This window comes from Aeromonas sp. S15(2024) (assembly GCF_041402265.1).
Taxonomy (GTDB): Bacteria; Pseudomonadota; Gammaproteobacteria; order Enterobacterales; family Aeromonadaceae; genus Aeromonas; species Aeromonas dhakensis.
Genome location: NZ_JBGLQY010000009.1, coordinates 79,582 through 99,500 on the forward strand (window position 1 = coordinate 79,582; position 19,919 = coordinate 99,500).

General features: G+C 63.3%; 17 protein-coding genes and 1 riboswitch. Of the genes, 6 read left to right on the plus strand and 11 right to left on the minus strand.

Going from position 1 to position 19,919, the window contains the following annotated elements; genetic code table 11:
* Position 1 precedes the first annotated feature (1 nt).
* The 7 genes from thiS to ACB033_RS17175 all read right to left on the minus strand — a co-directional run bounded on the left by thiS (position 2) and on the right by ACB033_RS17175 (position 7,841).
* Positions 2-208, minus strand: coding sequence for a sulfur carrier protein ThiS (gene thiS, locus ACB033_RS17145; RefSeq protein WP_042009043.1), 207 nt, complete (start codon positions 206-208; stop codon positions 2-4).
* Positions 205-999 (minus strand): HesA/MoeB/ThiF family protein, encoded by a 795-nt coding sequence (locus tag ACB033_RS17150; RefSeq protein ID WP_139726126.1) that lies wholly within the window; start codon positions 997-999, stop codon positions 205-207. The genes thiS and ACB033_RS17150 overlap by 4 nt, the downstream gene beginning before the upstream one ends.
* Positions 989-2,596 (minus strand): thiamine phosphate synthase, encoded by a 1,608-nt coding sequence (thiE, locus tag ACB033_RS17155; RefSeq protein ID WP_139726127.1) that lies wholly within the window; start codon positions 2,594-2,596, stop codon positions 989-991. Before thiE ends, ACB033_RS17150 begins: the two co-directional genes overlap by 11 nt.
* A complete protein-coding gene (thiC, locus tag ACB033_RS17160) occupies positions 2,593-4,584 on the minus strand; it encodes a phosphomethylpyrimidine synthase ThiC (RefSeq protein WP_139726128.1) in 1,992 nt (663 codons plus the stop codon). The genes thiE and thiC overlap by 4 nt, the downstream gene beginning before the upstream one ends.
* A gap of 277 nt (positions 4,585-4,861) precedes the next feature.
* Positions 4,862-4,975: riboswitch (TPP riboswitch) on the minus strand.
* A 105-nt stretch (positions 4,976-5,080) separates the two neighbouring features.
* On the minus strand, positions 5,081-6,562 hold the full coding sequence (aerA, locus tag ACB033_RS17165; RefSeq protein ID WP_139433122.1) for a beta-barrel pore-forming toxin aerolysin: 1,482 nt from the start codon (positions 6,560-6,562) through the stop codon (positions 5,081-5,083).
* A 297-nt stretch (positions 6,563-6,859) separates the two neighbouring features.
* Positions 6,860-7,339 (minus strand): hypothetical protein, encoded by a 480-nt coding sequence (locus ACB033_RS17170; protein WP_139726129.1) that lies wholly within the window; start codon positions 7,337-7,339, stop codon positions 6,860-6,862.
* Between the two features lie 85 nt (positions 7,340-7,424).
* Positions 7,425-7,841 (minus strand): hypothetical protein, encoded by a 417-nt coding sequence (locus ACB033_RS17175; RefSeq protein ID WP_010635345.1) that lies wholly within the window; start codon positions 7,839-7,841, stop codon positions 7,425-7,427.
* A gap of 90 nt (positions 7,842-7,931) precedes the next feature.
* Between ACB033_RS17175 and ACB033_RS17180 the strand changes: the two genes are divergently transcribed.
* A complete protein-coding gene (locus ACB033_RS17180; protein ID WP_010635346.1) occupies positions 7,932-8,600 on the plus strand; it encodes a response regulator transcription factor in 669 nt (222 codons plus the stop codon).
* Positions 8,601-8,643: 43 nt separating this feature from the next.
* On the plus strand, positions 8,644-9,873 hold the full coding sequence (locus ACB033_RS17185) for a HAMP domain-containing sensor histidine kinase (RefSeq protein WP_139726130.1): 1,230 nt from the start codon (positions 8,644-8,646) through the stop codon (positions 9,871-9,873).
* Positions 9,874-10,014: 141 nt separating this feature from the next.
* Here the strand turns inward: ACB033_RS17185 and rimK are convergent, their stop codons facing one another.
* Both rimK and metH read right to left on the minus strand, forming a co-directional pair.
* The gene (rimK, locus tag ACB033_RS17190) at positions 10,015-10,911 is read right to left on the minus strand and encodes a 30S ribosomal protein S6--L-glutamate ligase (protein ID WP_005308166.1); all 897 of its coding nucleotides are present in this window, start codon (positions 10,909-10,911) and stop codon (positions 10,015-10,017) included.
* A gap of 225 nt (positions 10,912-11,136) precedes the next feature.
* On the minus strand, positions 11,137-14,820 hold the full coding sequence (metH, locus tag ACB033_RS17195) for a methionine synthase (protein WP_139726131.1): 3,684 nt from the start codon (positions 14,818-14,820) through the stop codon (positions 11,137-11,139).
* Positions 14,821-15,023: 203 nt separating this feature from the next.
* Between metH and ACB033_RS17200 the strand changes: the two genes are divergently transcribed.
* A complete protein-coding gene (locus tag ACB033_RS17200; RefSeq protein ID WP_005308162.1) occupies positions 15,024-16,301 on the plus strand; it encodes a sodium:proton antiporter in 1,278 nt (425 codons plus the stop codon).
* Between the two features lie 471 nt (positions 16,302-16,772).
* Positions 16,773-16,949: a hypothetical protein gene (locus ACB033_RS17205; protein ID WP_005308161.1), complete on the plus strand. Its 177-nt coding sequence runs from the start codon at positions 16,773-16,775 to the stop codon at positions 16,947-16,949.
* 110 nt (positions 16,950-17,059) lie between these two features.
* On the opposite strand, the gene ACB033_RS17210 is transcribed toward ACB033_RS17205, so the two are convergent.
* Together ACB033_RS17210 and ACB033_RS17215 are read right to left on the minus strand one after the other, a co-directional pair.
* Positions 17,060-17,581, minus strand: a complete 522-nt coding sequence (locus ACB033_RS17210) for a GNAT family N-acetyltransferase (protein ID WP_371140647.1) — start codon at positions 17,579-17,581, stop codon at positions 17,060-17,062.
* A gap of 117 nt (positions 17,582-17,698) precedes the next feature.
* A complete protein-coding gene (locus ACB033_RS17215; protein WP_371140648.1) occupies positions 17,699-18,520 on the minus strand; it encodes an HDOD domain-containing protein in 822 nt (273 codons plus the stop codon).
* Between the two features lie 173 nt (positions 18,521-18,693).
* On the opposite strand from ACB033_RS17215, the gene ACB033_RS17220 reads away from it, so the two are divergent.
* Together ACB033_RS17220 and ACB033_RS17225 are read left to right on the plus strand one after the other, a co-directional pair.
* Positions 18,694-18,957: a hypothetical protein gene (locus ACB033_RS17220; protein ID WP_371140649.1), complete on the plus strand. Its 264-nt coding sequence runs from the start codon at positions 18,694-18,696 to the stop codon at positions 18,955-18,957.
* A 107-nt stretch (positions 18,958-19,064) separates the two neighbouring features.
* A complete protein-coding gene (locus ACB033_RS17225; protein ID WP_371140650.1) occupies positions 19,065-19,910 on the plus strand; it encodes a neutral zinc metallopeptidase in 846 nt (281 codons plus the stop codon).
* Positions 19,911-19,919 lie beyond the last annotated feature (9 nt).

Sequence of the window (19,919 nt, forward strand, 5' to 3'; positions counted from 1 at the left end):
GTCAGCCTCCCGCAATGGCGGTAAAGAGGTGAAGTTCGTCCCCGTCATTGAGACGGGTCTCAGCCCAGCGGCCACGGGGCAGCACGGCGCCGTTAAGGGCCACCGCCACCCCCTGGGGATGGACGTCCTGGGCGGCCAGCAGGTCGGCCACGCTCTGCCCTGCCGCCAGCGGCTGGGCTTTATCGTTGAGTCGAATGGTCAAGGTCATGGGGTGATTTCCTTATCGTGTGTCGGGCATCGGCGCTGCCCGCAAACCGGGCAATCGGGATCGGGGGCCAGAGTGAGGGTCTGCCACTGATGGGCCAGCGCATCGAAGCGGCGCAATGTGCCAGCGACCGGGCTCGGCATCCCGAGCATCAGTTTCAGTGCCTCCAGTGCTTGCAAAGAGCCCATCACCCCGACCAGCGGGCCGGTGACGCCGCTGGTCTCGCAGCTCTCCTTGATCTTGGTATCCTGCGGATAGAGGCAGGCGTAGCAGGCGTGCTCACTGCTGGTGCGCGCCATCAGCTGCCCCTGCCAACCCACCGCGGCGGCGGAGATCCAGGGCTTGCCCTGAGCCACGCAGGCGGCGTTGATGGCCTGGCGGGTGGCCAGGTTGTCGCAGCAGTCGACAACCAGATCCACCTCTTCCACAAAGCCGGGCAGGCTGGCGGCATCGAGCCGCTGGTTGATGGCGATCAGCTCCACCAGCGGGTTGTGGGCGGCCAAGCGCTCGCGGGCCAGCTCCGCCTTGGAGTGGTTGACCGCCTCGCTATCGAACAGGATCTGGCGCGGCAGGTTGCTGGAGTCCACCGTATCGCCATCGGCGAGCCACAAGGTGCCCACCCCGGCCCCCGCCAGATAGAGGGCGAGCGGCGAGCCGAGCCCGCCGAGGCCCACGATCAGCACGGATTTGCCTTTCAGCCGCGCCTGCCCTTCCTCGCCCACTTCCGCCAGCATCAGCTGGCGGCCGTATCGCAAATACTCTTGGTCACTGAGAGAAGCGGCATCAGAGCGCATGTTCCACCTCTCTTATGTCAGTGGCCGAGCGTGGCTCGTCCCCCGCGCCTACGGCGGCGAGCAGCCGCTCGGTCGCTCCCTGCCAGTCGTCGCTCGCCGTGATGGCCGAGACCAGCGCGATGCTGCCGACCCCGCTCCCCTTGACCGCCGCGACCCGCTCCTCGCTGATGCCGCCGATGGCGACCGTCGGCCAGTCGCACATCAGGGCGCGGTAACGGTGCAGCCGCTCCAACCCCTGGGGGCGCGAGGGCATCGCCTTGGTGTTGGTCGGGAAGATATGGCCGAGTGCGATATAAGAGGGGGCCAGCTCACGGGCGCGCATCAGCTCGAAGTAGCCGTGGGTGGAGATGCCAAGGCGAAGCCCGGCGGCCTGAATGGCGGCGAGATCGGCGGTCTCCATGTCCTCCTGCCCCAGGTGCACGCCCCAGGCGCCCGCCTCGATGGCTTGCTGCCAGTAGTCGTTGATAAAGAGCCGTGCCCCATGACGGCGACCGAGCGCCACTGCTTCGGCAATGGCCGGCACCACCTGGGCGGCGGGCAGGTCCTTGATGCGCAGCTGGATGGTCTTGACCCCAGCCCCCAGCAGACGCTTGAGCCACTTGACCGAATCGACCACCGGATAGAGGCCGAGGCTCTGTTCGGTCGGCGCGAAGGGGCCATCCGGCAAGCGGGCGCTGCTTGCTTCATACAGGCCGAAGCGGCGATCGAGCTTTGAATCTGCCAGCACGGCACGGGGGAAGTGGGCAAGATCGGCTGGCCAGCCCAGATGGGCGATGGGCCCCGGACCTGCCCCCACCCCCTGTGCCGCCGCCAAGCCCTGTTGCAGGTAGGCGCGCGCCAGGGTGATGGCGTCTTCCACCGGGTAGTCCTGTGCCACCACGGCGGCGATGGCGCTGGCGTAGCAGCAACCGGTGCCGTGCCCATGGCGCGTATCGAGGCGCGGCGCGGCAAGCCAGAATTCGCGGGTCTCGTCCTGGTAGTAGTCGAGGCAGAGATCCCCGCCCCACGCAAGGTGGCCCCCCTTCACCAGCACGGCGCGGGCGCCGAGTTCGCGCAGCCGCCGTGCGGCGAGGCGCACCAGCTCGGGGCTGGTGGCGGGCAGGCCGGTCAGGGCTTCCAGCTCGGGGCCGTTGGGGGTAATCAAGGAGAGGCGCGGCAGCAGGTGCTCACGCACCGCCGCCAGCATGCCGGGCTCGGCCATGGGGGTGCCGGTGCTGGCAATGGCCACCGGGTCGTAGACCACGAAGGGGGCCGGGGTGGCCGCCAGCCGGCGGGCCAGCACCTCCACGTGCAGCCGGGTCGGCAGCAGGCCGATTTTGATGGCGGCGGGCGGCAGATCCAGTCCCAAGGCGTCGATCTGGGCGGTGAAGGTCTGCATCAGCACGGGGTCGACCATCTTCACCGCCACCGAGTTCTGGGCTGTGATGGCGGAGATGACGGAGCAGCCGTGCACGCCAAGGTCGTGCATCGTGTGCAGATCGGCCTGAATGCCGGCCCCGCCGCCGGAGTCTGAACCAGCTATGGTCCAGACCACGGGGCGGGCCTGCGTCACCGCGGACAGGTCGGCGGGGCTGACAGCCCCGCGCTCGCTGCTCACGCCTCCTCCCCTGCGGCCTGCTTCAGGGTCGCCGCCTGGTGGTAGATCTCGCCGCCGGTCTCCTTGAAGGTTTCCGCCATCCGCGCCATGCCGCTCTCCACCTCGGCCACCACCCGCTCCTGCTGGCCATCCATGCCGACCATCTTGATCTCTACGGCTTCCAGCTTGGCGGCGTAGTCGCGCACGTCCTGGGTGATCTTCATGGAGCAGAACTTGGGCCCGCACATGGAGCAGAAGTGGGCCACCTTGCCGGACTCCTGGGGCAGGGTCTCGTCGTGGTAGGCACGGGCGGTGTCGGGATCCAGCGCCAGGTTGAACTGATCCTCCCAGCGGAACTCGAAGCGCGCCTTGGACATAGCATTGTCGCGGATCTGGGCGCCCGGGTGGCCCTTGGCAAGGTCAGCGGCGTGGGCGGCGATCTTGTAGGTGATCAGCCCCTGCTTCACGTCCTCCTTGTTGGGCAGGCCCAGGTGCTCCTTGGGGGTCACGTAGCAGAGCATGGCGCAGCCGTACCAGCCGATGAGCGCCGCGCCGATGCCGGAGGTGAAGTGATCGTAACCCGGCGCGATGTCGGTGGTGAGCGGGCCCAGGGTATAGAAGGGTGCCTCATGGCAGTGCTCAAGCTGCTCGGTCATGTTGCGCTCGATCATGTGCATGGGCACGTGGCCGGGGCCCTCGATCATCACCTGCACGTCGTATTCCCAGGCGATCTTGGTGAGCTCGCCCAGGGTGCGCAGCTCGGCGAACTGGGCCTCGTCGTTGGCGTCGTAGACGGAGCCCGGGCGCAGGCCGTCACCGAGCGACAAGCTCACATCGTAGGCGGCGCAGATCTCGCAGATCTCGCGGAAATGCTCGTAGAGGAAGTTCTCCTTGTGGTGGGAGAGGCACCACTTGGCCATGATGCTGCCGCCACGGGAGACGATGCCGGTAAGGCGCTTGGCGGTCATGGGCACGAAGCGCAGCAAGACGCCGGCGTGGATGGTGAAGTAGTCCACCCCCTGCTCGGCCTGCTCCAGCAGGGTGTCGCGGAACAGCGCCCAGGTGAGGTCTTCGGCGATGCCGTTGGTCTTCTCCAGCGCCTGATAGATGGGCACGGTACCGATGGGCACCGGGCTGTTGCGCAGGATCCACTCGCGGGTCTCGTGGATGTAGCGGCCGGTGGAGAGATCCATCACTGTGTCGGCGCCCCAGCGGGTGGACCAGACCAGCTTCTCCACTTCCTCTTCGATGCTGGAGGTGACCGCCGAGTTGCCGATGTTGGCGTTGATCTTCACCAGGAAGTTGCGGCCGATGATCATGGGCTCCGCTTCCGGGTGGTTGATGTTGCTGGGGATGATGGCGCGGCCGGCGGCCACTTCATCGCGCACGAACTCAGGGGTGATGTTCTGGGGCAGTCTGGCGCCAAAGCCCTGACCCGGATGCTGGGTGCGCAAGAGCTCGGAACGCACCCGCTCGCGGCCCATGTTCTCGCGCAGGGCGATAAATTCCATCTCGGGGGTCACGATGCCGGCGCGGGCGTAGTGCAGCTGGGTGACCCGGCGGCCCGGCTTGGCGCGGCGAGCGCTCGGCAGGTGTTCGAAGCGCAGGTGATCCAGCCCCTCGTCGGCCAGGCGCTCCTGAGTGAAAGTGGAGCTCAGCCCTTCCAGCGCTTCGGTGTCAGAGCGCTCCAGCACCCACTCCTCGCGCAGGCGCGGCAGGCCGCGGCGCACGTCGATGGGGGCGGCCTCTTCCCCGTAGGGACCCGAGGTGTCGTAGACCGGTACCGGCTCGTTGGGCTCGAACTGGGGGACTTCCTTGGTGCCGCCGACGAAGGTGTCGGCCAGCTGGATCTCCCGCAAAGGCACCCGGATGTCGGGGCGAGAACCTTGGATAAAGATGCGGCGGGAGTTGGGGTGAGCCATCCCCTTGAGGTTGTCGATAAAAGTCTGGGCGCTGGAGCGCTGCTCGCGGCGGCTGGATTTGGTGGTATCAGCAACATTGGTAGACATAGCAAAACTCACATTAACTGGTTGAAGTTATGGGTGTTTGCTTGTCTGGAGTTCGAGGAGAAGATGAACTTGCGGCGGGGTGTGCTGGGGGGAGTGAGTCGGGCATGGATCTTCCCAGCTCTGCCGTCCCGTGTTTCCCTTGCTCTGGAAACCCGGCGCTCTATGGACAACCGGACGGGACGGCCTCCCCCTCTGTGCGCCTGAACCATCGCGGGCGGAACCCTTGATGGGTGGGGCCCTGCTCCTGATGAGCGAGAGTTTGCCCCGGCGCGGTAACCCGCAAGTTACCCTTGTTTCCCTTCGCAGGTCTTAACCTGATCAGGTTCCACGGATCCCGAATTAACGGTCTCAGCTTAGCGTCGTTCGACGGTCAGCACTCCGACAAGATGGCGCCAGTATAAGTGGGGAAATGGAAAGCACAAGCCTTTAACAAGCCCGACCAGTGCAAACGAAAACCGGGCCAGAGGCCCGGTTCCATCACTACAACGCACTGCCGTTATTGATTTGCTGCTGGCGTCACGCTCAGGCTGACGTTGCTGAAGCCAAGCCCGGAGAGCTCTTGCGCATCGAGCGGGATCTCCAGTCGCAGGCCCTGTTCTCCCCCTCTCGCACTGAGAGCTCGAGGAGCCTTGCCATCCGCCGCGAGGGGCACGGGCGCACCGATTTCGATATTGCCAGCAAACTGGCTCTCGGCGCTGAAATCGCCGGTGATCCCCGCCCGCACCGGGCGCAGCACTCTGGCCAGGTTGTTCTGCATGGTAGACAGGCCGTTCTGCTGGATGGTCCAGTTCCAGTCCCACCACTTCACTTCACCCGGGATGTAACGCTTGTCCCACTGGTAGCGAATGCTGCTCGCCTTGTCCTTGTACGGCCCGATGACGAAGGTGTGGTTCCAGTTCGGGCGATTGTCCGGATGGGTATACCAGGCATTGCCACCCCAACGCAGGAAGCCACTCAGGGTCAGGTCATAACTGACATCGGCCTTGAACTCATAGGGATAGGAGATATCAGCCTTGTAGAGCTCGATCTTCACCGGGATCTTGGAGCGGGCCGGCACCGTCGGCCGCACGGATTGCGACAGGGAGGTGGTGGTAGAACCCCCGTTCTGGGATGCCCATGACTGGTTGGCCGCAATCTCGATGGAGAGTTCGGTTTCCCCTACCAGTGGCCACTTGAACTTGTTCTTGGTAGTCACCTTCTCGCTCAGGCCATAGGTATTGGTCTTGGACCAGTTGGTGGCGGTATCGTAACGCAGGGTGACGTCATACCCGGATTGCGGGGTGTCACTGTCGTTGATCGCCCAGCCCACCACCGTCTTGACCAGTTGGCGATCAGACTGGGTCACGTCACCATGTTTGAAGCTGTCGGGGTCCAAATTGTACGCAAAATTGCTGACCTTGATGGACGTCTTCTCGCCACAACGATAACCCTCGCAACCGCCGTCATTGTTGCCACGGATCACCCAGCCATCGCCATCGCGGGTCACATCCATGTCTTCACCGACATATTGGCTGTGATTGCCGCCCACCCAGGCATAACCGAGATAATGCGCCAGATAGCTGGTTGGCTTGATGAAATTCGCGCTGTCGTGTACCAGTCGCCACTGCACATCCACCTCATCACCATCTGGAATATCCAGGGCTGACAAGGTGGGTATTTCTCCGGTAACAGGATTGACAGGGTAACACCAGGTATTGGACGCCGAGCCAGGTTTTATTTCACCATTATAACCCGGTCCCATTATTACCCAGCCGTTGGCCAGACCGCTTATTTGCCACTGGCCCATCATATTGACAATATTACTTTTAACGCTCTGCGCTTCTTCTCGAGTAATAGGGCGATACTTGTCGCCACAGACCTCCTGACCCAGTGAGAACAGGCGCAACTGGTCTGGATAGACGGGCTCTGCCGCGTGAGCCTGGGCCATCAGCAGGCCGGATATGATCAATGACAAGCCAGTTATTTTTAGTTTTTGCATAGCAACCCCAATATATTGAAACATTGACATACATTCACCAACGCTTATATATCCGCAGGTGACATGTGAGTACGACAATATCAGTCATATTGGCTTCAATATGCGATCCAGACCACGTTTTGATGCATGTATAACATTAATAAAGTAATTAATTGAAGGCTTTTTGATATTAACAAAAATAATATCAGAGCATTCACTTTATTATTTTATTCATCACTTAATCATACTTCAAAATATAGACAAATAGATATTTCTAATTTAGCAATATATATATTAAGTAGCGGGATGACATGGCTCTTATTCTGGTTCATCTTCCGGATTGGCTATCAGGATCTCGGTCAGGCGGCCCTGCAGGTTACGACTGAGCACCAGTTTGCGGCCCGGTTGCAGGTCGGTCGGGCTGCCATTCAGCCAGCGAGTATCGTCATCGAAGGAGAGCACGCCAAGCCCCTGTAGCCGCAGGGCGCGGCCCGTGACGGCCAGCAGGGAGGCTTCGGCCCGGCGCCACTGGCTGGTCGGCAAGAATCCGGCGATGGCGTCGGCCATGCCAATGCGCTCGGCGACTCCGTCACGGCTGAGGATGGCCAGATGCATACCGGGTCTGAGTTCATCGTTGCCTGCCACCCCGCTCAGCGCGGCATTGCCGAGCTCGAGTTCGGCCCCCTGAAACTGCAGGCGCAGGCCATCGTTGTGTTCCAGCTCCACCAGCCAGAGTTCACCATCGGCGGCCAAAGCGCAGAGCGGCAGTGCCAGCAGCAGGAGGGAGGTGCGTGTCATAGCAGAAGGCCCATAATGAAACCGTGCGAGGTTTAACTATGGGCCCGCTGAGTGGTTTTTTCCGCCCGGTTCGTCTTGCCGTGCGTCAATCATCCTCGCGGCAGCGGCTCAGGCGCATGCCGTCAAACTTGCATTCCAGCTCCAGCCAGCGTCCTTCGAACGGGGCCAGGCTGTCGTCCGAGGTGACATAACCCCAGATCCGCCCCTGTTCCACCGGCCCTTCCAGATCCATCTCGTCATCCTCTTCCAGCTTCTCGACCTCCCGAATAAGCCGCAGTTCACCCTCGACCACCCCTTCCAGGTCGACCCAGGTGCCGCCGAGATCGTCCTCTCTCAGCCCGTCCTTGAAACGGGTCTGCTCGTCGAGCACAAAGGGAATGCCGTTGACCATCAGCTGGCCCAACTGCCAGGTGGTGCGGCCGGTCAATTTGAACTCCGCCGACTGCGCAGCGCCGAATGGCAACAAGATCAGCAGCAGGAGAGTGCAGAGAGACTTCTTCATCGGGGATCCTCGGGGTTACACTGCCACACAGGATGCCTCATCCGGTGTGAGATGACCGTGAAATGGCGGTCAGGACCAGGAGATCAAAGCATGAAAATACTGGTGGTGGAAGACAATCCCCAGGTCGCGGAAACCATCATGGATTATCTGGAGCTGGCGGGCCACCGGCTGGACTGCGCCTATCACGGCCAGGCGGCCCTACAGTTGCTGGCCGAGCAGCGCTTCGACGTCATCATCATGGACGTCATGATGCCGCGCCTCGACGGCCTCAGCACGGTGGCCCGCCTGCGGGAGCAGGGGATCCCGACCCCGGTGCTGTTTCTCACCGCCCGCGACAGCCTGGATGACAAGCTGGCGGGCTTCAAGGCTGGCGGCGACGACTACCTGGTCAAACCGTTCGCCATGGAGGAGCTGGAGGTGCGGCTGCAGGCGCTGGCCCTGCGTGGCCCCCGCAGCGACATGGGGGCCCTGTGCGTGGGCGAGCTGACCCTGGATCCCGCCAGCGGCCGTGCCACCCGGGCCGGGGTCGAGCTCAAGCTCGGCAAGATCCCGTTCCAGATCCTCACCCTGCTGGCCCGCCGGGCCCCCGCCCTGGTCACCCGCCAGGAGGTGCTCGACACCGTCTGGGGCGACGAGGAGCCCGACTCCGACGCCCTGCGCAGCCACATCTATGCCCTGCGCAATGCCCTCGACAAGCCCTTCCCTGCTCCCATGCTGGAAACCCTGCACGGCCAGGGCTATCGACTGGTGACCCCATGATGGGCCGCCAGCGCTGCCTGAACCTGCCCGCAGGGAGGCAGTCATGAGCCTGCCCAGCCTGCGCCGTCGCCTGATCCTCACCCTGAGCGGTGCCGGCCTGCTGCTGCTGATCATCATCAGCCTGCTGATGGTGGTGGCCGAGGACAAGATGGAGGAGCTCAGCCTGCGCCACTGGCTGGAGGCGGAGGTGACCCGCTACAGCGACGACTGGTTGCGGCTCGGCATGGCGGCCCCCGCCCCCAGCCCGCGCCAGTTCTCCAGCTACTGGACCGAGGCCGGCCGCCTGCCGGTCTGGCTCAAGCCCTACCAGAGCCCGGGCTTCTACGAACACGTGCTGGGGGACGAGGACAAACACTTCCTGGTGCGGCCCCATCCGTCCGGTAAGGGGCTGCTCTATCTGGTGTTCAACGACGACGCCGACGACTACCTGGATCCCTACGAGGATCAGCTGCACCTGGCGACCCGGCTGATCGGGCTGGCCCTGCTGCTCGGCTGCATCGGCTTCGGCATCTGGCTGGTGCGCCACATCACCCGGCCGCTGCAGCGGCTGCAGCAGCGGGTTGCTCACCTCACCCCGGATCAGGCGGACTTCGTGCCCGACGCCCCCTGGCAGGAGCTCAGGGACATAGAGCTGGCGCTGCTGGCCGGCAAGCAGGAGGTGGCCGCGGTATTTGCCCGCGAGCAGGAGTTCAGCCGCTTCGCCAGTCACGAGCTGCGCACCCCCAACATGGTGATCCAGGGCTCGGCCGCCCTGCTCGGCAAGGTGAGCGATCTGCCGGCCCCCGCCGCCCGCGCCACCACCCGCATTCGCGCCGCCGCCGACGAGATGGCGCTGCTCACCGAGACCTTTCTGCTGCTGGGCCGCAAGGAAGAGGTCGAGCGCCCGCCCCAGCAGGTGGCACCGCTTATTCGCCGGGAGCTGGCCCGCCTCGCCCCGCTGCTGCAGCGGGAGGCGCTGGATATCCGGCTGCAGCTGGACGATGAGAGCGAGGCGCTGGCCCCCCTCTCCCTGCTCGCCATTGCGCTCGGCAACCTGCTGAAGAATGCCCTTAGCTACGCCGAGGGGCACATCGACATCGAGCTGGCCGGCCCCCTGCTCACCATCAGCAACCCCACCGCCGCCGCGCCGGATCAGATCCTCGGTTACGGCTGCGGCCTCACCATCATCCAGCGCATCTGCGAGAAGCTGGGCTGGCAGATAGAGACCCGGCTGGAAGAGGGCATCTTCAGCGCCAGGCTGATGATGACCCCCAGCGACCCCACAAAGGCGTAACCCCCTCATCCCCGGCCCTTCTCCCGCAAGGGGAGAAGGGAGACAACAGACACTCCTCGGCAAGACCGCAGCCCACCAGCCGGATAACAACAGGGCGCCCAAAGGCGCCCTGTTTGCAATGCGTTGGCGGCAAGCCCGGCGTCACTCCGCCGGCTTGTGCTTGCGACTCGCCTTGAGCTCGAGAAACTCGATGATCTTGCCGGCCACGTCCTTGCCGGAGGCAGCCTCCACCCCTTGCAGGCCGGGGGAGGAGTTGACCTCCAGCACCAGCGGGCCGCGGGCACTGCGCAGGATATCCACCCCGGCCACGTCCAGCCCCATGATCTTGGCGGCCTGCACCGCAGTGGCCCGCTCTTCCGGGCTTATCTTGATCGCCTCGGCGGTGCCGCCCCGATGCAGGTTGGAGCGAAACTCCCCCGGCTGGGCCTGGCGACGCATGGCCGCCACCACCTTGCCGTTGACCACCAGACAGCGGATGTCGGCGCCGTTGGCCTCGCGGATGTACTCCTGCACCAGGATGTTGTTGTTGGTCTGGATGAAGGCCTCGATCACGCTCTCGGCGGCCTTCTGGGTTTCGCACAGCACCACACCGATCCCCTGGGTTCCCTCCAGCAGCTTCACTACCAGCGGCGCACCGCCCACCATGGTGATGAGGTCGGGCACGTCGTGGGTGCTGTGGGCATAGCCGGTCACCGGCAGGCCGATACCGTGGCGGGAGAGCAGTTGCATGGCCCGCAGCTTGTCGCGGGAGCGGGAGATGGCCACCGAGCTGTTGAGCGCCATGGTGTTCATCATCTCGAACTGGCGCAGCACGGCGGTGCCGTAGAAGGTGATGCTGGCCCCGATGCGCGGGATCACCGCATCATAGCTCTCCAGCTCCCGTCCTTCGTAATGGATGGAGGGGTTGTGGGAGGCGATGTTCATGTAACAGCGCAGGGTGTCGAGCACCTCGACCTGATGACCGCGCGCCTGCGCCACCTCGACCAGACGGCGGGTGGAGTAGTTTTTCGGCTCACGGGATAAAATGGCGATCTTCATGACAATTCCGCTAGGAGGCAGTGCCTGGGCAGGATGGGGCGGGAGAGTATAAAGTGCCACAGCGCCAAGACAACGCCAATTGTTTCTCCTGACAACAAGACAAACCACACAGAAACGTGCGCTGCCATCCCGCTGTCACCCGCTTGTCAAACGACGGCACCAGACTGGTCTGTCTCCCGGGTCTGGATGCCGCCTCCTTCAGCGAGGATCAATCGGGCCGACGCCTCAGTGCAGGTTCGGCCCCAGCCAGCGTTCGGCCTCTGCCAGGGTCATCCCTTTGCGTACGGCGTAGTCCTCCACCTGATCCCGCTGGATCTGGGCCACCGCGAAGTACTTGCTGTCGGGGTGGGAGAAGTACCAGCCGGACACCGCCGCTCCCGGCCACATGGCGTAGGACTCGGTGAGCTGCATGCCGATGGCCTGTTCCACGTCCAGCAGCTCCCAGATGCTCCCCTTCTCGGTGTGCTCCGGGCAGGCCGGGTAACCGGGCGCCGGGCGGATGCCACGGTAGTTTTCGCGGATCAGCTCCTCGTTGGAGAGCGCCTCGTCCGGGGCATAGCCCCAGTGCACTTTGCGCACCTGCTCGTGCAGGTACTCGGCAAACGCCTCGGCGAGACGGTCGCACACCGCCTGGATGAGGATGGCGTTGTAGTCGTCGTGCTCGGCCTTGTAGGCTTTGGCGATGGCTTCTTCACCGATGCCGCCGGTCACCGCGAAGGCGCCGATCCAGTCGGGCTTGCCGCTCTCTTTCGGCGCCACATAGTCCGCCAGACAGTAGTTGGGGAAGCCCTGCTTCTCGCTCTGCTGACGCAGGTGGTGCAGCACTTTTTTCACTTCAGTGCGCGACTCGTCGGTGTAGACCTCGATGCTGTCCCCCACAGCGTTGGCGGGGAACAGGCCTATGATGCCGGCACAGCGCACGCTCTCATCTTTCTCCAGCTGATCCAGCATGGCGTTGGCGTCGGCAAAGAGGCGCGTCGCCTCCTCCCCCACCACTTCATCTTCCAGAATGCGGGGGAACTTGCCCGCCAGCTCCCAGCTGAGGAAGAACGGCGTCCAGTCGATGTAGGGGCGCAGCACCGAAATGGGCACGTTTTCGAACTTCTGCACACCAGGCTCCCGGGGCGCCGGCGGCTCATACCCCACCCAGTCCAGCTGATGGCGGTTGGCGCGGGCCTCCGCCAGCGTGATGGGGCGCGAGCGCGGCTGCTTGCGGGCGTGCTGCTCCCGGGCAATCTCGTACTCCTTGTCGATGCGGGCGACAAACGCCTCCTTGAGATCCTCGCTCAGCAGGCTCTGGGCCACCCCCACGGCGCGGGAGGCGTTGGAGACATAGACCACGGGCTCGGAGTAGTTCTGCTCTATCTTCACCGCGGTGTGAGCCTTGGAGGTGGTGGCGCCGCCGATGAGCAGCGGCAACTTGAAGCCCTGGCGCTCCATCTCTTTGGCCACGTGCACCATCTCGTCCAGCGACGGGGTGATGAGGCCCGACAGGCCTATAATGTCAGCCCCCACCTCCCGCGCCGTCTTGAGGATGGTCTCGCAAGGCACCATGACCCCAAGGTCGATGATCTCGAAGTTGTTGCACTGCAGCACCACGCCGACGATGTTCTTGCCGATGTCGTGCACGTCGCCCTTGACGGTGGCCAACACGATTTTGCCGTTGCTGGAGCCGCCCGATTTTTCAGCCTCGATATAGGGCTGCAGATAGGCCACCGCCCGCTTCATCACCCGGGCCGACTTCACCACCTGGGGCAGGAACATCTTGCCGGCGCCGAACAGATCGCCCACCACGTTCATGCCGTCCATCAGCGGCCCCTCGATGACGTGCAGCGGCCGCTCGGCCTGGGCGCGCGCCTCTTCGGTGTCCTCCTCGATGAAGTCGGTGATGCCCTTGACCAGGGCGTGTTCGAGCCGCTTGCCCACCGGCCAGCTGCGCCACTCCTGCTCCCTCGGATCCTCGGCCTGGGCGCCGGCACCGCGGTACTTCTCGGCGATGGCCAGCAGCGCTTCGGTGGCGTTGTCATTGAGGTTGAGCACCACCGCCTCGACCTTCTCTTTGAGCTCGGCCGGGATGTCTTCATAGATGGCGAGCTGGCCGGCGTTGACGATCCCCATGTCCATGCCGTTCTTGATGGCGTGGTAGAGGAAGACGGCGTGGATCGCCTCGCGCACCGGCTCGTTGCCCCTAAACGAGAAGGAGACGTTGGAAACGCCGCCGGAGATCATGGCGTGGGGCAGGTTCTCCTTGATGTCCTTCACCGCGTCGATGAAGTCCACCGCGTAGTTGTTGTGCTCGTCGATGCCGGTCGCCACCGCGAAGATGTTGGGGTCGAAGATGATGTCTTCCGGCGGGAAGCCCACCTGATCCACCAGGATGCGGTAGGCACGCTGGCAGATCTCGAACTTGCGGGCGCGGGTATCCGCCTGCCCCACCTCGTCGAACGCCATCACGATGACGGCGGCGCCGTAGCGGCGCAGCAGTTTCGCCTGCTCGATGAACTTGTCCACCCCCTCCTTCATGGAGATGGAGTTGACCACCGGCTTGCCCTGCACGCACTTGAGACCGGCCTCCAGCACTTCCCACTTGGAGGAGTCGATCATCACGGGCACCCGGGCGATGTCCGGCTCGCCGGCGATGAGGTTCAAGAAGCGCACCATGGCCGCCTCGGCGTCCAGCATCCCCTCGTCCATGTTGATGTCGATGATCTGGGCGCCGTTCTCCACCTGCTGCTTGGCCACGTCCAGGGCCTCGTCGTAGAGCCCCTCCTTGATGAGCCGCTTGAACTTGGCCGAGCCGGTGACGTTGGTGCGCTCCCCCACGTTCACGAACATGGATTCAGGGGTGATGATGAGGGGCTCCAGGCCCGACAACCGGCAGGCCACCGGCAGATCCGGCAAGGCGCGCGGCTTGATGCCCGCCACGGCGTCCGCCATGGTGCGGATGTGGGCCGGGGTGGTCCCGCAGCAGCCGCCCACCAGGTTGAGAAAGCCGCTTTGGGCCCACTCGCGGATATGCTCCGCCATCTCGGCGGCATCGAGGTCGTACTCGCCGAAGGCGTTCGGCAGGCCGGCGTTGGGGTGGGCGCTCACGAAGGTTTCGCTGATGCGAGACAGCTCCTCCACGTACTGGCGCAGCTCGTCGGGCCCCAGCGCGCAGTTGAGACCGAAGGAGACGGGTTTGACGTGGCGCAGCGAATGGTAGAAGGCCTCGGTAGTCTGGCCCGAGAGAGTGCGGCCGGAGGCATCCGTGATGGTGCCGGAGATCATCACCGGCAGGCTGTAGCCCAGCTCCTCGAACACCAGGTCCACCGCGAAGGCGGCCGCCTTGGCATTGAGGGTATCGAAGATGGTCTCGATCAGGATGATATCGGCGCCGCCCTCGATCAGGGCATGGGTCGATTCGGTGTAGGCGGCCACCAGCTGGTCATAGGTGACGTTGCGCTTGCCGGGATCGTTCACGTCCGGCGAGATGGAGGCGGTGCGGTTGGTGGGCCCCAGCACCCCGGCCACGAAGCGCGGCTTGTGGGGCTCTTTCGCGGTCCACTCGTCAGCCACGGCGCGGGCCAGGCGGGCCGCCTCGCGGTTGATCTCGGCCGAGAGATCTTCCATCTCGTAGTCGGCCATGGCGATGCGGGTGGCGTTGAAGGTGTTGGTCTCGAGGATGTCGGCGCCGGCGGCACAGTACTGTTCGTGGATCTCGCGAATGACAGAGGGGCGACTCAGCACCAGCAGATCGTTGTTGCCCTTGATGTCGGTATGCCAGTCGGCAAACCGCTCCCCCCGGTAGTCCGCCTCACCGAGCTTGTAGCCCTGGATCATGGTGCCCATGGCCCCGTCGATGATCAGGATCCGCTCCTTGAGACAGGCTTCCAGCTTGTTTGTCACATCCGACTTTTTGTTCGACACCGCTCGTTCCTCTTACATCCATGCAACTGCGTAACCAGCATCCTAACAGCAAACAAATCAAATGGAAATCTAGCCGTCTATCTGTCTATATTGGCGCTCTATATACTCACAAATGGGTAATGAGTAACATGTGACCCAAGAGTACCCTATGCCCGTCCTCAATAGGGATACGTGCTTGCTGTTTACTAAAGAGAAAAATAACTATGAGCGTCTACTACACACTCTGCTTCCTGGCAGCGTTGGCGATCTTTATCGCCTTTGCCAATCAGTATGTTGTGAAGATCCAGACCACCATCGCCATCACTGCGGGCTCCATGCTGATCTCCGCGCTGATGGTGCTGTTCGGTAAGCTGGGCTGGTTCAATCTGGAACCCCTGGCCGTCAAGACCATGGAGAGCATCGACTTCCAGAATTTCCTGCTGAAGGGGATCCTGGGCTTCCTGCTGTTCGCCGGTGGTCTCGGGATCAACCTGAAAGCCCTGCGCAGCCAGAAGTGGGAAATCACCATTCTGGCCATATTGGCGACCCTGCTCTCCACCTTCCTCATCGGCTATGGCTTCTGGTTCATCGCCAAGCTGCTGGGTTGGGACGTACCGCTGGTCTACTGCATGTTGTTCGGTGCCCTGATCTCCCCCACCGACCCCATCGCCGTACTGGCCATCGTCAAGAAGATGAAGGCACCACCCCAGATCGCCATCCAGATCGAGGGGGAGTCGCTGTTCAACGACGGTGTCGGGCTGGTGATCTTCGCCACCGTGTTTGCCGTGGCATTTGGCGGCGTCGAGCCCACCTTCGGCAGCGTGGCCGGCCTGTTCCTGCATGAGGCCCTCGGCGGCATCCTGTTCGGTGCCGTGCTGGGTCTCATCGCTCACGTGATGATCAGCGCCACCGATGACGGTTCACTGGAACTGCTGCTGACCCTCTGCATCCCGACCGCCGGTTTCGCCTTCGCCAACATGATCGGCGTCTCCGGCGCTCTGGCCATGGTGGTGACCGGCATCATGATCGGTAACTGGACCCGTCACAGCGGCTTCTCCGAACAGAGCAGCCATCACCTGGATCACTTCTGGGAGTTGATGGACCAGTTCCTCAACGCCCTGCTGTTCCTGCTGATCGGTCTGGCGCTGGTGCTGCTGGATCTGGCCTGGCAAGACTGGATCCTGCTGGTCATCGCGGTGCCGCTCTGCCTGGCCGCCCGCTTTATCAGCGTGTCGCTGCCCTATGTGGCCTTCCGCAAGTTCCGCAGCTACAACAAGTTCTCGGTGCGGATCCTCACCTGGGGCGGTCTGCGCGGCGGTCTGGCCATGGCCATGGCGCTGGCGCTCCCCTCCGGCGTCATGATGCTGCCGGAGCACGGCGTCGACCTGCGCCAGGTCATCCTGGTGATGACCTACTCGGTGGTGATGTTCTCCATCGTGGTACAGGGCATGACCATCACCCCGATGATCACCGCAGCCAAGAAGGCCTGCGGCGACTACTGAGCCGTCGGTTGAGATCAACGGATGATGAAAAAAGGGCTCCTTAGGGAGCCCTTTTTGTGGCCGCCAGACGGCCTTGAAGGAAAAACTGCAAATAACTGTTTGCTTTTTACGCATATCGAGGAGAGAATGCGCGCCGGCTAGTTAATCAGCCCTGTTTATGTTTGCCCTGCAATGCTTCACCTCACGATGAATCCTGTCAGTACCCGCATAACCTTCTTCTGATTTACTCGCCCTGAGAACCGTTCAGGCTGTCTGCCTGCGTTGCCCGGCTCTCACGGTGCAGACCCGCTCTGCCCACTCCCAAGTAGCATCATGCATCCGCGTGGTCCTTGGCGCATTCCTTGAAAGTGCAGACGCCCCTGAACCGGGCTGGGTATTCCTGCGCGCCCGTCAGCCTACGGCTGGCCGCGCCCATCGACCTGACATTTGCCAATACAAGGAGCAAACACTTAATTTATATAGAGAAATACCATGATGAAAAGCGTACAAACTCGCAAACCCCTGCGTCGCAGCAAACCCATCAACCTGCCCGTGCAAGAGCACGACTATGATGCGTTTCTGATCCAGTTCAGCACCCGTTTCAGCGGCGGCTTCGCCGTCTCCTGTGACGGCATTGCCGGCGAGTTCTCCATCGAAGAGCTCAACTGATCCTGCCTGCCCACCGGCAGCGCCCGATGCAGACAGGCCGCAACTCACGGCGGCCTCTTTGCCTCACTCCCCCGGCCCTGCTGATATCCTGCCAGCCATGCCGCAGCCCCTCAGATCGGGCAAGCCTCTACCCCTTCAGCCTCCAGCAACAGACACTCATCCGCATCCTCGGCCAGTTTGACCAACCGGCTCTGCACCAGCCCCAGCTTGGCCAGCAGCGCCACCGAACGCGCGTTGCCCGGGGTGACGATGGCAACCACTCGCTCGATGCCGAGCCGCTCCCGACCATCCTGCAGCGCCGCCTGCGCCGCTTCGATGCCATAACCCTGACCGCGCCAGGCGGGCAGGAAGGCGTAGCCGATGTCTTCACAAGGCAGGGTATCGCGCTTGATCAGGCCGCAGATGCCGAGCTTGGCGCCGTCGCTGCGCCTTGCCACCAGGTAGAGACCGTGACCGTGACGGGCATAGCTGACCGCCGGCCCCTGCTGGATGTAGTTTTCAGCATCCTGCAGGGTGCGGATGCCCCGATCGCCGATGTAGCGGTGAAAGTCGGGATCGTTGAGCAGTTCGAAAATGAAGGGGGCATCGGCAACCGCCAGTTCACGCAGTTCCAGGCGCTCGGAGAGGATCATGACAAGGGCTCGCTTAGAAGAGACAGGCCCCAAGACTGCCCCCGCAACCGCTCATTGGCAAGGCCGTCACCATGAAAAAGGGCCGCGGTGCGGCCCTGGTCGATGAGATGGGTGGCGTCAGGCCGCCAGCAAGCCGGCATAACCGTTGCCCTGCTCGCGCAGCGCCACGAACACGGCGGCGCAATCGGACCAGGCGAGGCCGAGTCGCTCGGCCACCTGGGTTGGCCACTCGGGCGGTGCCGCTTCCCCCACATCCGACTGCGCCGCCAGTGCTATGGCCAGATGAATGAGCGCAGCCTCGGCAGAGAACTCCTTGGCCAGCAAGGGGTTGTAGTGGTACTCCACCGCATGGCAGATGCTCAGGGGGAATTGCCAGCGCCTGGCCATCTCGGCCCCGGTCTGGGCATAGTTGAAGCCGACCACCAGCTCCTCGGCCTTGGCGCGTCCCTTGCTGGGCTCCAGATCCTTGATGTGGTTCACCATGTTCTCCGGCAGCCCCACGTGCATGATGAGCCGCCCCATGTCGTAGAGCAGGGCGCAGGTGAACACCTCCTCCCCCTTCATGCCCTTGAGCTTGGCCAGCCGCCTGGCCAGTTCGGCCACGTCGAACACCTTGCCCCAGAAATGCTTGAGCTCGATGCCGGGCACGGCACCGATGGAGCCGGTCAGGCCGCAGGCGAACACCATGTTGCGCACCACGTCGACCCCGAGCCGCACCACGGCCTCGTTGACGGTGGCGACCTGGCGACTGCCACCAAACTTGGCGGAGTTGGCCAGCCGCAGCAGCTTGGCGGAGATCACCGGATCCTTGTTGATCTTCTTGGCAATCAACAGGATATCCGGTTCTTTCTCATTGAAGGTCTGCACCAGTTCGCGCATGACTTCGGGCACGTTGGGCAGGTTCTGGGGCTTGGATAACAGCGAGTCTATGGTGGGCATATTGGTATCCGTCCATGCGATTTCATGATGGTTGTCGTTTGCAGACCGCAAACCCACATTAATTATGAGTAACAAAAACTGCCCATACCGAAATGTTTTTATCGAAATATTTCAATGTGTTAATAGCTATATCGCTATACTGGCATCCCTTATGACATGACGAGACACAGCACATGAGCGAACCCACCGAGTTCTTCGACGAGCAAACCCTGCTGGAGATGGTCGACAACCAGCTCAGCGACGGCCACCCGCTGCAGGTCAAGGCGACCCTGATGCGGCTGGTGATGAAGGGCACCCCGCGCGAGGAGGCGCTGCAATATATCGCCTGCGCCCTGGGGGCCGAGCTGATGGCGATGGAAGCGGATCAGGGCCCCTTCAACCTCGAGCGCTACGGCCGGTTTCTGGACTCCCTGCCCGAGATGCCCTGGGCCGAATAAACCTTCGTGCCCGCCGGCGGCAACCCGGCCGCCGATTTGCTCCCGTTAGGCAAGCCACCCCGCCAGCCATTATCATTACTGCCACCGGACAGCAGGGGGGCAAGCATATGCGCTGGCAAGATCGCCGCGAGAGCAACAATGTGGAAGACAGGCGCCAGCAGGGGGGCGGTGGCGGGCTCCCCATCGGCGGCAAGGGGCGTCTGATCCTGCTGGTGGTGGTCATGGTGGCCGGCTATTACGGGGTGGATCTCTCCCCCCTGCTCAACGAGCCGGCATCCCAGACCCCGCCCCAGCGTCAGGAGATGTCTCAGCCGGCCAAGGATCCCCTCGCCAGGTTCACTTCGGTGATGCTCGCCTCCACCGAGGATGCCTGGGGCGAGATCTTCCAGCAGAGCGGCAGCCGTTATCAGCCACCCAAACTGGTGCTCTATCGCGGCGCAACCCGTACCGGCTGCGGCCAGGGCCAGTCGGTGATGGGGCCCTTCTACTGCCCGGCCGATCGCACCGTCTACATCGATCTCTCCTTCTATCAGGAGATGCGCGACAAGCTGGGAGCAGACGGCGACTTCGCCCAGGGCTACGTGGTGGCGCACGAGGTGGGCCACCACGTGCAGAACCTGCTCGGCATCGAGCGCAAGATGCGTGAACAGCAGCAGGGGCTGAGCCGGGCCGAGCAGAACAAGCTGTCGGTCAAACTCGAGTTGCAGGCCGACTGTTTTGCCGGCGTCTGGGGCCACTACATGGAGCGGGAACAGGTGCTGGAAACCGGCGATCTGGAAGAGGCGCTCAACGCCGCCCAGGCCATCGGCGACGATCGTCTGCAGCAGCAGAGCCAGGGCCGGGTGATCCCGGACAGCTTCACCCACGGCAGCTCGGCCCAGCGCTACGCCTGGTTCAAGCGCGGCTTCGACAGCGGCAAGCCCGCCAGCTGCAACACCTTCGCCGCCCGCTAGACGCCCAAA

Bases quoted from the DNA above. Each gene is read 5' to 3' on its own strand.
- thiS (WP_042009043.1), bottom strand. From the start codon at position 208: ATGACCTTGACCATTCGACTCAACGATAAAGCCCAGCCGCTGGCGGCA.
- ACB033_RS17150 (WP_139726126.1), bottom strand. From the start codon at position 999: ATGCGCTCTGATGCCGCTTCTCTCAGTGACCAAGAGTATTTGCGATAC.
- thiC (WP_139726128.1), bottom strand. From the start codon at position 4,584: ATGTCTACCAATGTTGCTGATACCACCAAATCCAGCCGCCGCGAGCAG.
- aerA (WP_139433122.1), bottom strand. From the start codon at position 6,562: ATGCAAAAACTAAAAATAACTGGCTTGTCATTGATCATATCCGGCCTG.
- ACB033_RS17170 (WP_139726129.1), bottom strand. From the start codon at position 7,339: ATGACACGCACCTCCCTCCTGCTGCTGGCACTGCCGCTCTGCGCTTTG.
- ACB033_RS17175 (WP_010635345.1), bottom strand. From the start codon at position 7,841: ATGAAGAAGTCTCTCTGCACTCTCCTGCTGCTGATCTTGTTGCCATTC.
- ACB033_RS17180 (WP_010635346.1), top strand. From the start codon at position 7,932: ATGAAAATACTGGTGGTGGAAGACAATCCCCAGGTCGCGGAAACCATC.
- ACB033_RS17185 (WP_139726130.1), top strand. From the start codon at position 8,644: ATGAGCCTGCCCAGCCTGCGCCGTCGCCTGATCCTCACCCTGAGCGGT.
- rimK (WP_005308166.1), bottom strand. From the start codon at position 10,911: ATGAAGATCGCCATTTTATCCCGTGAGCCGAAAAACTACTCCACCCGC.
- ACB033_RS17200 (WP_005308162.1), top strand. From the start codon at position 15,024: ATGAGCGTCTACTACACACTCTGCTTCCTGGCAGCGTTGGCGATCTTT.
- ACB033_RS17205 (WP_005308161.1), top strand. From the start codon at position 16,773: ATGATGAAAAGCGTACAAACTCGCAAACCCCTGCGTCGCAGCAAACCC.
- ACB033_RS17210 (WP_371140647.1), bottom strand. From the start codon at position 17,581: ATGATCCTCTCCGAGCGCCTGGAACTGCGTGAACTGGCGGTTGCCGAT.
- ACB033_RS17215 (WP_371140648.1), bottom strand. From the start codon at position 18,520: ATGCCCACCATAGACTCGCTGTTATCCAAGCCCCAGAACCTGCCCAAC.
- ACB033_RS17220 (WP_371140649.1), top strand. From the start codon at position 18,694: ATGAGCGAACCCACCGAGTTCTTCGACGAGCAAACCCTGCTGGAGATG.
- ACB033_RS17225 (WP_371140650.1), top strand. From the start codon at position 19,065: ATGCGCTGGCAAGATCGCCGCGAGAGCAACAATGTGGAAGACAGGCGC.